Source organism: Paenibacillus sp. FSL F4-0243 (genome assembly GCF_037963295.1).
Taxonomy (GTDB): Bacteria; Bacillota; Bacilli; order Paenibacillales; family Paenibacillaceae; genus Paenibacillus_AQ.
In genome coordinates this window covers 3,290,123-3,304,372 of record NZ_CP150151.1, presented here as the reverse complement: position 1 = coordinate 3,304,372, position 14,250 = coordinate 3,290,123, and the positions used below count along the sequence as shown (strand labels likewise).

Here is a 14,250-nt window from a genome sequence, read left to right as displayed (position 1 = left end):
AACCTGGATTCTTTATTCTTCAGCAATTCCAAGCTGTCTTCTGAAATCCTTAGGGGTGCAGCCTACCTGTTTCTTGAATAGCTTTGAGAAATGCACCGGGTCTTTGTAGCCGACCTGATAGGAGATTTGATAAATTTTAAACTGCACATCGTATAGCATTTCTTTTGCCTTTTTAATGCGAATATCTGTTAAGTATTCAAGAAAGGTCATATGCAGTTCTTTCTTAAATAACTTACTAAGCCAAACCGGAGTTACGTGAACCGCAGAAGCTACAATTTGCAGCGTTAGGCTTTCAGCATAATCACGGTGTAAGATCTTCTCAGCTTCGCTAACAATTTGGCTAGGTGTATGCGAAAGCTTTCGAAAGTCGGCAGCAATCTCATGCAGAAAAACCTCTGTTTGTTCACGAAGCGCCTGCAGTGTATCGTATTGCTCCAACAGCTCCCAAACTGCGATCGGATTATTTTTCCAACTCTTAAGGACGGTTCCCTCCGCTCCTCGCCGGAACACTTCGAACAGCCATTCAAAAATTTTCTGCTGGATATCTCTAAGTTGTGTAAGCTGCCAAGACTGTATCATCTCGATAAAGGTATCCATCGCTCTTGTTATATCTTCATCCGAACCATATCGAACTAAATCAAGCATTTCTTCCGGGTTCTGAAGTGACAAGTTATCACTCTCCCCGTCGTAAAATAGCCCTTGCTCAGTGAATAATCTGTTGCCCCCATAAACCGCCTTTTGCTCCATTACACTCACTGCCTCAATATACATATGGTGCAAGTTTCTTGTATTCCCTGGTTTAGTCAGCATTCCTGCACTAGCAGTGATTTTGACAAAATCATTGATTCTTTGAATGAAGAGCTGTGCCATGCCCTGTGCGATATCCGTCTGCTCATGCGAAAGGCTTCCCAGCACGATAATCCAGCGGTTATAACGGTCCTTATAGAGAGCAGAAGGGTGGGCGTATTCCTCTTCAAGCGTCTGATGTAACACATTACTAATCCCGAATAGAATCAGTTCCTTCTCATGCGGATTCTTATTCTCTATCGCTTTTAAATTATCAGCCTCAACGACAATCAACATCGTAGGCTCCTTCAACATCCATTCAAGCTCCAATGTTTGAAGACGGTGGTATCTACGCATTTCAAGATTAGGATCATAAACCTGCTCAATCATTTCCTTTAATAATTCCTCACGCATTTTGGAGATGGCGAAGACCGCCTGATTCTTAAGCATCTGCCGGTTACGATGATCCATCTTCTTTTTATTAATGTTTTCTATCGATTTATCCACCATTTTACCCAGTTCATCCAAATTAATTGGTTTCAAAATATAATCGCATACCCCTATTTTCATGGCCTGCTTGACCAGTTCAAAATCATCATAACCACTTACAATAATCTTCTCAGGCTTATAGTCCTCTTCGGCAGATAAGGCGCTAAGGAATTCAAGACCAGACATGCGGTTCATCTTGATATCTGTAATAATCAGAGCGGGCCTGATCTCAAGTGCCGTACGTAAGGCCACATCACCATCATCCGCAACAAGAACCTCTGTAATATTGTAATCCTCCCAATGAAAGCGATTTCGCAATCCTTCACGAATCTCATATTCATCATCCACTATAAGTACACTAAGCATCTGATCTCCCTCCTGATTCACTTGGATGTACAACTGTTTCTTTTGGAGATTATAGTCTTTAATTTCATAGTACTCGACACGAGTTAGGATTGCACGGAGGTAATCCATAACTTTTATAGGGGGATATTAAATTGCTTTTTCAAATGTGCAGCGTTTGTAAAATAATACAAAAAAGCCGACAGATAAACTCTGTCGACTTCCCCCATTTCTTCATTTTAATTAAAGTTCAACGATCTTCGTAGCAACATTGTTGCAAAATTCCCGATCATGCTCCACAAAAACAAGAGTTGGCGTGTATTCAAGCAACAGCTCTTCAATTTGCATACGTGAAATGACATCAATAAAATTAAGCGGTTCATCCCAAATGTACAAATGAGCTTTCTCACTAAGACTTTTGGCAATCAGTACTTTTTTCTTTTGACCACCACTGTAAGTGGATATGTCTTTATCAAATTGGATTCTAGAAAAATCAAGCTTTCGTAGAATAGATTTAAACAGACTTTCATCGATTCCGTTGTCTCTGGCATAATCCGTTAAATTCCCCTGAAGATTAGAAGTGTCTTGGGATACGTAGGAAATGATAAGCTGATTATCCTTTGTGAGAGTGCCTGTGAAATCTATATCCTCACCACACATCAATTTGATGATACTTGATTTACCTGAGCCGTTTTTACCCGCCAGAGCAATACGCTCACCCTGCTCGATAGTGAAGCTTACGTCAGAACATACCTTTTTTTCACCGTAAAAAATCGAAATATTGTCTAGCTCAGCAAGTTGACGTTTGTGATAGTCAAGCTGTGTAATCTCTAGATTCTCAGAATTTTCGATGTTTTTAAGAAGCTTAGACTTTTCGTTGATCGCAGAATTTTGTCTTTGCTCAATGGCTTTAGAGCGTTTCATCATTTTAGCGGCCTTGTGTCCAATGTAGCCTTTATCGACCTTTGAGCCGGAATTTCTCGTTCCGTTTTTTGTTTTTTCCACTTCATGTGACCAGTTGCCTGTCCGTTTAGAAGAAGCAGATAAGCGTTTAATATCTCTTCTGAGTTTCTCGTCCTCTGCCAGCTCAAAGTTATCTTGTCTGACTTTGTTCTCCCACCAGCTTGAAAAATTGCCTTTTTGAATTTCTATATTCGTCTTATTTATAGACAAAATATGGTCTACACAATTATCAAGAAAAGATCTGTCATGAGAGACCAGAATATATCCACTTTTCGTATTGAGATAATCACTGACCAGCTTTCTTGCCGTCATGTCTAAATGATTGGTAGGTTCATCGATCAATAGGAAGCTATTTTCCTTAATGAAGAGAGTGGCTAACAGCACTTTCGTCTGCTCTCCGTTAGACAATGAGTCAAAGGGCCGATATAACACATCTTCAGAAACCTTTAATAATGAAAGCTCACGCATTAATTTCCAATGAATATAATCCGGAAAAATCCCGCTGATCACATCAATGGTATTAAGCGCCTTGTTATCCACCTGAAAAGGAAAATATTCAAAAGTGACATGGGCAGAAATATTCCCGCTGTATTCATATTTTCCAAGCAATAAACTCAGAAAGGTGGTCTTTCCTCTACCGTTTCTTCCGGTAAAGCCTAATTTCCAATCAGTATCGATTTGAAAGTTTACATTCTCAAAGATGTTATCGTAACTGCCTTCATAGGCAAAGGTTAGATTTGTAACATTTATTAATGACATATAAGTATCCTCCTGTATGAAAAAAATAAAAGCCACAAGAAAGTTACTTTCTTGTGACTCAAATAAATACAGCAAATCTAGCCCCAAATGGAGTTAGATAAGGATATATTGTTCGAGTGAAAAGAAGTAGTAACTTTCTTGCATACAAAAAATAAAACAAACGAAATAAACCGTTTTTGTTGTTTTATTCATCATGTGTCGCAAGAATAATTACTACACTATACTTTTCAACTCCGATCATCAATTTGTATCCATGTTATCATGCCGATTTGTTTTTTTCAACTTTCCGATCCTTAACTCATTAAGAAATTCATTTATTAGGCGTTCGCTAATTCATCTGCCGAGGGACCATACAAGCCCGGCACTTGTATATTAAGAAGGCGAAAGTATACCCCAAGCTGTGCCCGGTGGTGAATCATATGATTTAATCCGATGGTACGAAGCGCTACTGCCCGTGTCTGACGGCGGATCACCGCTGTGCCATTACGCAGTGTCCACTCCGCACCAAGCGTCTCCACATTGATTTGAGAAATTAATTCTTCAATCTTGCGAGCGCTCATATCGAACTCTTGAAGAACCGCGGCGGGGCTCTCCAGCGCTTCTCGACGATATGGCACAGATGCCAAATCAAACTCCGAGTGAAGAAGAATGGCTGATTGCCAGTTTAACAGATTGACGAGATGTGTGGATAGCCCACCGAGACTCATTGACTTTTCGTGTGGTTTCCATGTCATATGTTCCTGCGTCAGCTTCTCCAGCATACGACGCGTACCAGCTAACTCCTGCAAAACATCCCCGATGATCAGATCTTTATCCATTCCTCTATCTCCTCTCAAAAATGAAGTACCAACTAAAGTTTATCATAGAGAATCACCCGTGAGTTTTTCGACGATACCCTTCTTCAAAGAACACTCCCTATAAAAGGTCGACACTTGATATCCATCAGATTATATCATTTCCAGGAGGTGGAAAATAACTATAATTAAACTTTACCTTAGAACCTTCTTATTCTTACAGATACATAAAAAAACCTCCAATAAATTAAATGGCAGATCCGATATGGAATTTTCAGAGGAAGTAGTGACTTCGCTGTCTCTGTTGTTTAGATACTCTCTACTAATTGCATGGTCGTTACACATGTATTATCACTCTTAAAAGTGGAAAGTGCGGCTTTCGCTTTTACACCATCCTGTTCAATCGTTACATTATATTTCTTATCGCGAGGTAACCAAAGATCAATGAATCCGTTAGATTGGGACTTCATAGTTTGATCCACAATCACGTTGCCCGCAGTGTCCTCGACATATACATTAAACTCTTGTTCTGTTAATTCCCCTTGGCATCCGGTCAAGCTATGTGTTGCACACGGGTGTGTATTCTTAACATATGGTGCGATGGAAACAAAAAACTCATCTTTGGGTAAGTCATATTTGGTTGATTGATTGTTGCTGTCGGTCACAATAAGCTGCTCTGAAGTGATGGAAGCAGAGAGGTCTTTCATGCTGCTTGAACTATATTCCTGCACTAATTGTTTAACGTTAGATGTATCGGTTGCTGCGGGTGATTTTTTATCGTTCCCCCCCACAAATAAAACAGCCCCTAAAGCAACTACTACTACTGCACCAGAAGCCATCCAAATTTTTGTCCTCATTGATATACATCCCCTTCTCTTCGATTCAATCATTTTCATTACACCAATAGTTCACATATGTTTCCTATTATATCATTATTATTACTTCACGAAACCTTATCATTGATGTTAAAGATGCACAAAAAAAGACCCCTTCTGGTTATTCACCGAGAAGAAGCCTTGAATCTTGATATATTATTTAAGCTTGCAGACTATTTACAAGATCACTGATAACATCCGCTAACGGAGTGACTGGACGATTCAGTACTTTCTCTAGATCGCCACTTTCAATATCCAGCCATCCTTCGCGAATACCACGTTGAATCGCAACAACGAATGGCAGAGCAGCTTCTGGTACACCAACCTCAGCCATGATTTTCGCATAAGCTTCGTCGTCAACTTGCAGCACTTTAATTTCTTTACCAATTACGCCACTTATAATTCCAGTCAATTCTTCTTGTGTTAAAGGCTTGCCAGACAGTTCATAGACAGAATTCTCATGTCCTTCCCCAGCTAGAACATTAGCAGCAGCTTCTGCATAATCTCCTCGTGCTGCCCAGCCAACTTTACCACTACCAGCAGAAGTTACCCATGGGGCACCTGCTACGGCGCCTTGGATAGACCCAACCTCGTTCTCCATGTACCAGTTGTTGCGAAGGAAACTGTAAGGAATTCCGGTAGCTCGAATGGCTTCCTCGGTTACACGGTGTACTTCAGCAAGGAACAGCTCACTCTTCTCTGCATGTCCTACACTTGTATAGGCAATGAATCCAACACCAGCTTTAGCGGCTGCATCAATAGCTGCCTTATGTTGGCGAATCCGAGTCTCGTTATCTCCATCTGAAGATACAATTAGCAGTCGATCCACACCGGCAAACGCAACATCCAATGTTTCCGGCTTATCAAAGTCACCATGACGGACTTCCACACCACGCGCTTTAAGATTACTTGCTTTATCTGGATTCCGGACACTAACTACAAGGTCCCCTGCGGGTACAGTTTTAAGTAGAGACTCTATCACTAATGATCCGAATTGACCTGTTGCTCCTGTTATTGCTATTTTCATTTTAAAATCCTCCTCAAATTATGATAAATTTTATCCTCTTAATAATTGTTTACCTGTAACTATTGTAGTTACATTCAAAAAAGATGTCAACTCCTTTATTTTTATAGCCTTTACTCAACCTAATAAATACAAACAACCCTCGCGGTATCCGGTTGGAATACAGCGAGGGCTCGAATGAATATATCAGCTCCATATTAATTTAATAACCGTTCCCTTACCTATGTGACTTTCTACAGTAATCTGGCCACCCATACATTCAATCAGACCTTTAGAAATCGCCATACCGAGCCCAGAACCGTTGGAGGTAGACGCTGTATCCGTTCCTCGATAATATCGTTCAAATAGCCGAATCATTGTTTCTTCATCCATTCCATCGCCGTCATCAGCAAATTGAATGATAAATCCGGTCTCCCTTTCTTTATGAATAAGCGAAACGGTCAACTTCGTATCCGGTGGGTTGTGGAGCAGCGCATTCGCAGTTAAATTGTTGACAACCCTCTCTAGCCATGGCGTATACAATTGAGCTCTAACTTCGGTTTGTGCAGGTAGAAATACTATTCGCTGCTTCCCGTAGGCAGGATTGGCAGCAGCTTGTTCGAGAGCTTGTTGCAGCCAAGTGTTCAATTCAACTTCCATCGTCTCAGGTGGTTTAATTCCTGACTTTAGACGATAGGTCATTGCAAGATCACTGATCAGCATGTCCATATGGGCCGATTTATCTAGCATAGTCGTTGTAAACTTACGGACTTCCTCTTTCGACCAATCGTATTTTGGTTCTGCCAGTAAATGAGCATATCCTGTGATTGAGGATAATGGGGTTTTCAAATCATGAGTAACACCAGCGATCCATTCCTCGCGTAAGCTCTCCGTCTCCTCCCGCATGACTTGATCTCTCTTCAAGGTTGCCGATAATTTCTCAATTGAAACCATCACATCAGCAAAAACACGGTACCTTCTCCTCCATTTTAAGGCGGGTGTTCGACTGCGACGAAGTCCTTTACGATCCGTTGGCTCTGTATAAATGGCATTTCCGATGGAATCGAGCCATACGAGCATATGCAGCATTGGCGCACCAAAACGATGTGCTTGCCATAAGGAAAGCAACACAAACGCGATCAATAATGCGATAAGCATGGCAAATGAACCGATGATCACGACTTTAACTTCTTCTGGTACCCACATTTTTTTGCCTGGATCTGTCCCTTTGATATTGGGTTCTCCCACGATCCAAGTACGACCTGAGTCCTTATCAAAAGAAGAAAGAACATGGTACCCATATCGTTCACTGTACAGGGTGCGAAGTGCAAGCTCTTGAACGGAGTACTGAGTGGGTATCACATTAGGTCTATTATAAGAAACCACTTCATTGCCTGATGAATCTATAAGTTGAACAAAAGCTTGGGCCGATTTAATTTCTTTTTCAAGTTCATCAGGAAGTACTGGCTCCCCTTTCGCAGCAGCGAATGTCCCCTCACTCACTTTCTTTAATAGTGGACCTAATACATTAGGCGCACCATACACCAGTGCGAGCTGTTTACCATCCTTTTCTTGAATCCATAGTGCCAGATTATAAGGAAACGGCTGAGTGCCCGTCCAATAAGCAACTACTTCGCCAGGGCCATATTGAATGGGTACATCTTTAGGTGTATTATAGGCACTCTCAACTTGCCCATCTTCATTTAGACTTTGTAGCCAGCCATTATTTTTCTTCACTTGCTCCAGTAAACTCGGAGAAAAATGTATGCCATCCTTATCAATCTTAGAAGATTCTACCAATTGTTCAAGACCCACATTGGCAAAATCACGCGAGAGACTAATATCAAGAAACCGCAGCAAAATCCAAGTAAATGTTATGGCAGAAATAGCGAGTACTACCATGCCCGTAATTGCGAGCTGAAGAACAAACTTAAACGTTAACCGGCGCTTAATATTCATGGCGCAGACAACTCTTGACGTTCTACTTTAACCAGTTTGTACCCAAGACCTCTAACATTAACAATAAACTTCGGATCGGATGGGTCTGCTTCTATACGCTCTCTTATACGGTGAATATGCACCATGACCGTATTATCATCACTTAAGGCTTCTTCACCCCAAACCTTTTCATATAATTCACTTTTGCTGAATATTTGATTGGGGTGTTTACATAAGAACAGCAGCAATTGGAATACAAGTGCCGGACAAGAGACCGACTCACCCTCAACCAGCAGCTCCCCTGCCGTCTCATCCAGTTTAAATCTCCCGTAATCGTAAACGTTCGCAGATTTGCTGTGAACTGTCGCTGTGATCTTATCAGTATCTGATGGAGCAGGTGAACTTAAGTACCGCCGCAACTGCGCTCTTATTCGAGCGACAACTTCAAGTGGATTAAAGGGTTTAGTGATATAATCATCTCCACCTATAGCAAATCCGGTCAGCTTATCAAAATCAGAGGTTCGAGCCGTAAGAAACAGGATAGGTGCGTCCGTCGTCTGCCGGATAAAAGGACAGATTTCAATTCCACTGCGCCCTGGCAACATCACATCCAATACAATCAAATCATATTTTTTGGCTTCGCAGGCGCTTATCGCTTCTTCACCCGTCACCGCAGTATCAATATTTAAATAACCCTCTTTGCGTAATACAGTCTCCATAATCTCCAAAAGCGATTGTTCATCATCTACAAGTAAAATCGATGCTTCATTCATTGTGAAATTCCCTTTCCAAATAGCCCTTGTTTTTATCATCATAGCATGATTCTTGACGCTATCAATCGCACTTACCTTAACAGAAGCTTAATTCGTATTCGTCTACTACACCAAAAGTTAAGATCGTATTAATGCTGTGTTTCAGAAGAGCTAAGACTCATTTGCTATAATTTGACTAATGGGAGGCGATATTCTTGAAAAAAAGCTCTAAAAAAATAATCAGCATACCGGGAATGTCAGCAAAAACAGTTTTGGCAATAGGATCACTTGCCTTGCTATTAACAGCTTGTGGAGGAGGAAAAACGGATATGAACAATAATGCGAAAGTGGAGCAAACATCCAGTTCAGCTGTAGAATCAAACGAAACAATGTTCCTGCCTGATGATCTGCCAAATTTTCTGCTTAAAGGGAACTATAAAGAAATGTACGCCCACTTTAGTCAGCCTTTGAAAGATGAGGTTAGTGAAGCTGAATTAGCTGAGACCGCTAAGGAATTCACAAAGGATATCCAGACACTGAATAAAGCTTCTGATATGCAGCTTAATGGATTTGATCGACGTACTTGGGTGAGTGATGCAGGTAATAAAGGGCTTATCGGAATGTTTGATCCGGATGGAACCATTTCATTAATCCAGATTCAAGAACTGACATCCTCCCCTGAAACCGACTCGAAACTTAGCAAGCAGGAATACGCGTTGCCTTTCGAAGGTGACTGGTTTGTATTTTGGGGCGGAAAGAATATTCTCGTAAATTATCATTATGAAGTAGAGATCCAGCGATACGCTTATGATTTCATCAAAGCCAAGAATAACTATTCTTATAAAGGGGATCCGCTAAAAAACAAAAGCTATTATGCCTTTGGCGAAAAAATTCTCGCCCCTGCGGATGGTACAATCGTATCGGTTGTGAATGATATTAAAGATAATGAACCTGTCGGTGTCATGAATCCAAACCAGGCAACCGGCAATAACGTGATCATCGACCACGGTGGTGAATACAGCCATCTAGCTCATCTAAAGAAAGGCTCGATTACAGTTAAGGCGGGCGATATAGTTAAAAAAGGCGATGTCATTGGACTGACAGGTAACTCAGGCAACTCTAGTGAGCCCCATTTGCATTTCCAGATTTCTGACGGAGTAGATTTGTTCAACTCTCGTTCAATCCCTGTTAGGTGGGAGAACGGATTGAATCCAATCCAAGGCGAGACGATTACCGCCACTGAATAGCGATCATTTTGGGTTGATAAGGTTGTCTCTCCTAGGAGATATTCGGACGAGACAACCTATACCTAAGCTTGAATACATACAAATAGGTCGATTTACAAATATTAATAGGCCTATAGTGACTAAATACTGATCTCTTCTCTGAAGAAAGGAAGTGTTACACCAGATGACTTTACTCCTTGGGTCACATGTATCCATGACTGGACCAAAAATGCTCCTTCGAGCTAGTGAAGAGGCAGCATCTTATGGAGCGACCACCTTCCTAATATATACCGGAGCTCCTCATAATACTCGCCGTAAGCCCATTGAAGCTTTGAATATTGAAGCTGGACAAGCTCACATGAGAGATAATGGCATTTCAAATATCGTTGTACATGCTCCATTTATTGTTAACTTAGGGAATACGCTATCCGCTCAGGTCTTTGAACATAGTATTGAGTTTCTTCAATCAGAGATTATTAGAACGGAAGCTTTAGGCTCTACACAAATTGTCCTGCATCCCGGTTCCCATGTGGGTGCGGGTCCACAGGCCGGAATTTCTCGAATTGTAGAAGGCTTGAACGAAGTGCTGTCCGATAAACGAAATGTTCAGGTTTCATTAGAGACCATGGCGGGAAAAGGTAGTGAATGCGGAATTACATTTGAGGAATTAGCAGCGATCATTGATGGAGTTACTAATAACGAGCGCCTGTCTATTTGTCTGGACACTTGCCATATCCACGATGCTGGTTATAATGTGAAGGAAGATTTTGATGGCATATTGGATCAATTTGATCGCATAATTGGAATAGAACGCCTAAAAGTCATTCACGTAAATGATTCAAAGAATATCATCGGCTCGCGAAAAGACAGGCACGAAAATATCGGACATGGATATATCGGCCTTCAGGCGCTTCGATATGTAGTCCACCATCCACAGCTAACAACCATTCCCAAGCTCCTGGAGACCCCCTCCATCGGTGAAAAGAAATATGTCAACCCGCCCTATAAGCATGAGATTTCATTGCTACGAGGAGAAACGGATGAGCCGATAAAACAAGCATAAACGCCTTCGGCGTCCTTATTAGGACGGTAAGCGTTTATGCTATAAACTATAATCAATTTATCCTTTTGCAGGATCATTCGTAACAGGTGCGGTTTCGTTCACTTGGAGTTTCTTTAGCGAGTTTTTCTTTGCGGTTAATTCTTTTGACAGATCAGCTTGCATACGATTTAAGGTTTTTATCTCATCATTCAGCTTTTTGATTCGCGACATTTTACTGCTCAAATCTGTGTGAGACTTGCTAAATTTCATATCCTGTTCTAATTGATTAATTTTAAATTTAGATTTTTCTTTTTTGTTCTGTGTGCTCTTGATTTTGTTTTCGAGCTCGGTAATTTCTTGTTGTAATTTAGTGATCATTGGTTTAGTAAAATTAATTGCCATTCTTACACCTCATATCATATTGTGTTGCTGAGAGACTATTCTACTATAAAAAGAGCAAAAAAGCACACTCATTAGAGTATGCTTCAAAGGTTCACATATTTTAAAAATAATCAGAGAAATAAGGATGCTCTGGTCTAATCAGTCCTTCCAGCAAATGAATCGTGGCTTCATCCGTCTGAATAAGTCCGATGCGAGCCAGGTAGGTTGGCCGCTTATAGCCCATTAACAGGGTTGTTAAGGTAGGAATATCAATCGTAAGTGAAGGATTTAATCCCCCTTCTCGCAGGGTCCCCTTCCCTTCTTTATCTACAGTTAGTGAAAATGTCCCTCGATTCCATTCCAGCATCGGATCGCTTAAGTTGAAAATGAGCTCACAGTCTTTGTCCTGCCGTTTAAAAGGATACTGTTCGATAAATAAACGGACATCTACAATCCGTGCCATAAAGTATGGAGCGATCGTTTCCTTGATATCCCCATCATCTAATATGAATGACAACGGTTCTCCTTTATAAATATCCCCTTTAACCAGCTTAATCATTGAAAAGTGCGCACTAATAAAATTCCACAAGCCCGTTCGAGCCTCTTCAACAATGTATACCATCTCTTTGATATAAAATATTTCTTCGGCGACCCAATACAACAAGTACCCCATGGGTTCATCGTTGTTATTGTAATAAATACCTACCGTCATATCATCTAAATCCCACCGCAAATATTCTTCCCAAGCTAACTCATTACGAATCATCGCCCCATGATGCTGCACGGCAAACTGATCATAAATCACTTTGATATCTGGATGTTCAATGGATACACGTTCCACATTTCCTGGGACATTTCTCATTTTTGGCAACTGTGTATCCGGCACTTCAAATGAGATCTTATCAGTGATGATTTCCCAGCCTTTTCTTCTATAATAAGGGATTGAATACGGATAAAGATAAGATATCGATTGTTTACGATCCCGCATTTTAGTTAAAGCATGAAGCATCAGTTTATTCATTAAACCTAAATTGGCATATTCGGGATAGGTTCCAACACCCGTTAATCCACCCATCTCATAGATATGCCCAAAAATATTAACCTGAAATGGGTATACGGCTAACTGAGAGATGAGCTTGTCTCCATCAAACCAACCTACAACATCAGCATACTTAAGAACTGGCAACTTAGCCTGAGTGATTTCACGATTCTCCCAGCCAAAGATTTGCAGATCACGATTGGTCACTTGAAATACATAACGTAATAGATTATTAAATTGTTCTGCGTGCTTAGTCTCGACATTAGCTAATCTGATTCTATCCTGTAACTTACTGCGACTCACTGTTATTACCTCCGATAAATTGACCACTTTTTAAGCTTAGATCACTAGCTTGATCACATTGACTCAACGCATAGTATTCTTTATATACGTTGAATCAATGCATAAGGTGTCCTTTATCTTGAGATTTCTTGATCCTTACCCAATGAGTTCCTTTGTAATCTAGGGATCAACGCGTAAGCAAACGTGATGAATGGACTTAACCATAAGAAAGTTGCATAAGGCGCATATTCTATCACGGGCACACCCAGAGTCACTGCGAAGAAGGCACCACTGACACCCCATGGAATTAATGGATTAACGAGAGTGCCGCAATCTTCTAGCGTACGGGACAGTGTCTTCGCTGGAATACCACGGCGATTATATTCATCTTTGAACATTTGACCTGGCAAAAGAATCGAAAGATACTGTTCACCAGTCATGCCATTTACCGCTATGGATGACGCTCCGCTCATAAGTACAATGCTGCTTTTACGCTTGAGTGGTTGAATGAGTTTACGGAAAAAGGCCTCAATGACACCGCAATGCTGAATCAAACCACCTAAGGATAAGGCAATTAAGATTAGAGATACAGACCACATCATCGATTGCATTCCTCCGCGGTTCACGATAGAAGCAACCATTTCATTCGCGATATTACTGTTATATCCACTCTGCATTACACTAAACCAGACATCGATTTCAGTCTGCTGCTGAATCAAAGCCGTCACAAGAAGACCACTGACAATACCAACAACTAACGTAGGCAGGATCGGTATCCGCTTGATCGAACAAGCGATGACAGCTAGCGGAGATAGCAGCGTTAACCAATGAATATGGAATCCATCTTGTAACGCAAGCTTAATGTCTTTAATCGAGGATAAGTCGATCGAATTCCCCTTTGGAGCGAACAGAAAAAAGAGAGTGGTGATAACAAGCGCTGGCACCGTAGTGTATGCCATATTACGAATATGTGTAAACAAGGATATACCCGCTACTGCAGGTGCAAAATTCGTTGTATCGGAAAGTGGCGACATTTTATCACCAAAACAAGCCCCACTGATAATTGCTCCAGCAGCCAAAGTTGGGGAAATCCCCGTAGTTACTGCAATTCCCATTAAAGCAACGCCGATGGTGCTAACTGTCGTGAAGGAGCTTCCAGTGAACATCGAGACGATGATCGTGACATATAATGCGCTCACCGCAAAATAATTCGGATTAATATAATCCATACCATAATATAAAAGCGACGGTACAGTACCGCTCATCATCCACACAGCGATCAGAATTCCAATCAGCATGAGGATAAGAATTGGCATTATGGCCGTTTGTATCCCTTGAATAATGGCTGATTCGATCTTCTTCCAAGAGAAACCAAACATTCCTAGTAAGACGGCCGTGCCTATTGTAGTTACGAGAAGCGGTAGATGCGGCTCCGCTTTCAATAGAAAGATGGATACAAATAGAAGTGCTAAAATAAAAACGATGATGATCATGCTTTTTGAGAAACTAAGCTGTCGTTCCATGAAAATAATGCTCCTTAACATTGTATTGGGTATAAAAATAATGATCGAACGCTTCC

Annotated in this window: 12 protein-coding genes; 2 read left to right on the top strand and 10 right to left on the bottom strand. The window is 41.0% G+C overall.

Features of this window, described 5'->3' with window-relative positions:
- Positions 1–12: 12 nt before the first annotated feature.
- The 7 genes from NSS87_RS14740 to NSS87_RS14710 all read right to left on the bottom strand — a co-directional run bounded on the left by NSS87_RS14740 (position 13) and on the right by NSS87_RS14710 (position 8,722).
- Positions 13–1,641, bottom strand: coding sequence for a response regulator (locus tag NSS87_RS14740; protein ID WP_042188117.1), 1,629 nt, complete (start codon positions 1,639–1,641; stop codon positions 13–15).
- A 219-nt stretch (positions 1,642–1,860) separates the two neighbouring features.
- A complete protein-coding gene (locus tag NSS87_RS14735; RefSeq protein ID WP_042188115.1) occupies positions 1,861–3,339 on the bottom strand; it encodes an Lsa family ABC-F type ribosomal protection protein in 1,479 nt (492 codons plus the stop codon).
- Positions 3,340–3,656: 317 nt separating this feature from the next.
- Positions 3,657–4,157, bottom strand: a complete 501-nt coding sequence (locus tag NSS87_RS14730; protein ID WP_339248098.1) for a DinB family protein — start codon at positions 4,155–4,157, stop codon at positions 3,657–3,659.
- Between the two features lie 284 nt (positions 4,158–4,441).
- The gene (locus NSS87_RS14725) at positions 4,442–4,990 is read right to left on the bottom strand and encodes a CueP family metal-binding protein (RefSeq protein ID WP_042188111.1); all 549 of its coding nucleotides are present in this window, start codon (positions 4,988–4,990) and stop codon (positions 4,442–4,444) included.
- A gap of 178 nt (positions 4,991–5,168) precedes the next feature.
- Entirely contained in the window at positions 5,169–6,035 is an 867-nt protein-coding gene (locus NSS87_RS14720; protein WP_339248091.1) for an SDR family oxidoreductase, read from the bottom strand.
- Between the two features lie 183 nt (positions 6,036–6,218).
- Entirely contained in the window at positions 6,219–7,970 is a 1,752-nt protein-coding gene (locus NSS87_RS14715; protein ID WP_339248088.1) for a HAMP domain-containing sensor histidine kinase, read from the bottom strand.
- Entirely contained in the window at positions 7,967–8,722 is a 756-nt protein-coding gene (locus tag NSS87_RS14710) for a response regulator transcription factor (protein ID WP_042188104.1), read from the bottom strand. Before NSS87_RS14710 ends, NSS87_RS14715 begins: the two co-directional genes overlap by 4 nt.
- 194 nt (positions 8,723–8,916) lie before the next feature.
- Between NSS87_RS14710 and NSS87_RS14705 the strand changes: the two genes are divergently transcribed.
- Positions 8,917–9,948 (top strand): M23 family metallopeptidase, encoded by a 1,032-nt coding sequence (locus NSS87_RS14705; protein WP_231573449.1) that lies wholly within the window; start codon positions 8,917–8,919, stop codon positions 9,946–9,948.
- A 163-nt stretch (positions 9,949–10,111) separates the two neighbouring features.
- Positions 10,112–10,990 carry a deoxyribonuclease IV gene (locus NSS87_RS14700; RefSeq protein WP_076285752.1) on the top strand — a complete coding sequence of 293 codons (879 nt, stop codon included), beginning with the start codon at positions 10,112–10,114 and terminating at the stop codon, positions 10,988–10,990.
- 57 nt (positions 10,991–11,047) lie between these two features.
- On the opposite strand, the gene NSS87_RS14695 is transcribed toward NSS87_RS14700, so the two are convergent.
- From NSS87_RS14695 to nhaC, 3 genes are all read right to left on the bottom strand, one after another.
- Positions 11,048–11,371, bottom strand: coding sequence for a hypothetical protein (locus NSS87_RS14695; RefSeq protein ID WP_042188099.1), 324 nt, complete (start codon positions 11,369–11,371; stop codon positions 11,048–11,050).
- A 100-nt stretch (positions 11,372–11,471) separates the two neighbouring features.
- On the bottom strand, positions 11,472–12,692 hold the full coding sequence (locus NSS87_RS14690) for a GNAT family N-acetyltransferase (protein WP_339248084.1): 1,221 nt from the start codon (positions 12,690–12,692) through the stop codon (positions 11,472–11,474).
- 113 nt (positions 12,693–12,805) lie between these two features.
- The gene (gene nhaC / locus NSS87_RS14685; RefSeq protein ID WP_042188094.1) at positions 12,806–14,194 is read right to left on the bottom strand and encodes a Na+/H+ antiporter NhaC; all 1,389 of its coding nucleotides are present in this window, start codon (positions 14,192–14,194) and stop codon (positions 12,806–12,808) included.
- Between the last annotated feature and the right edge of the window lie 56 nt (positions 14,195–14,250).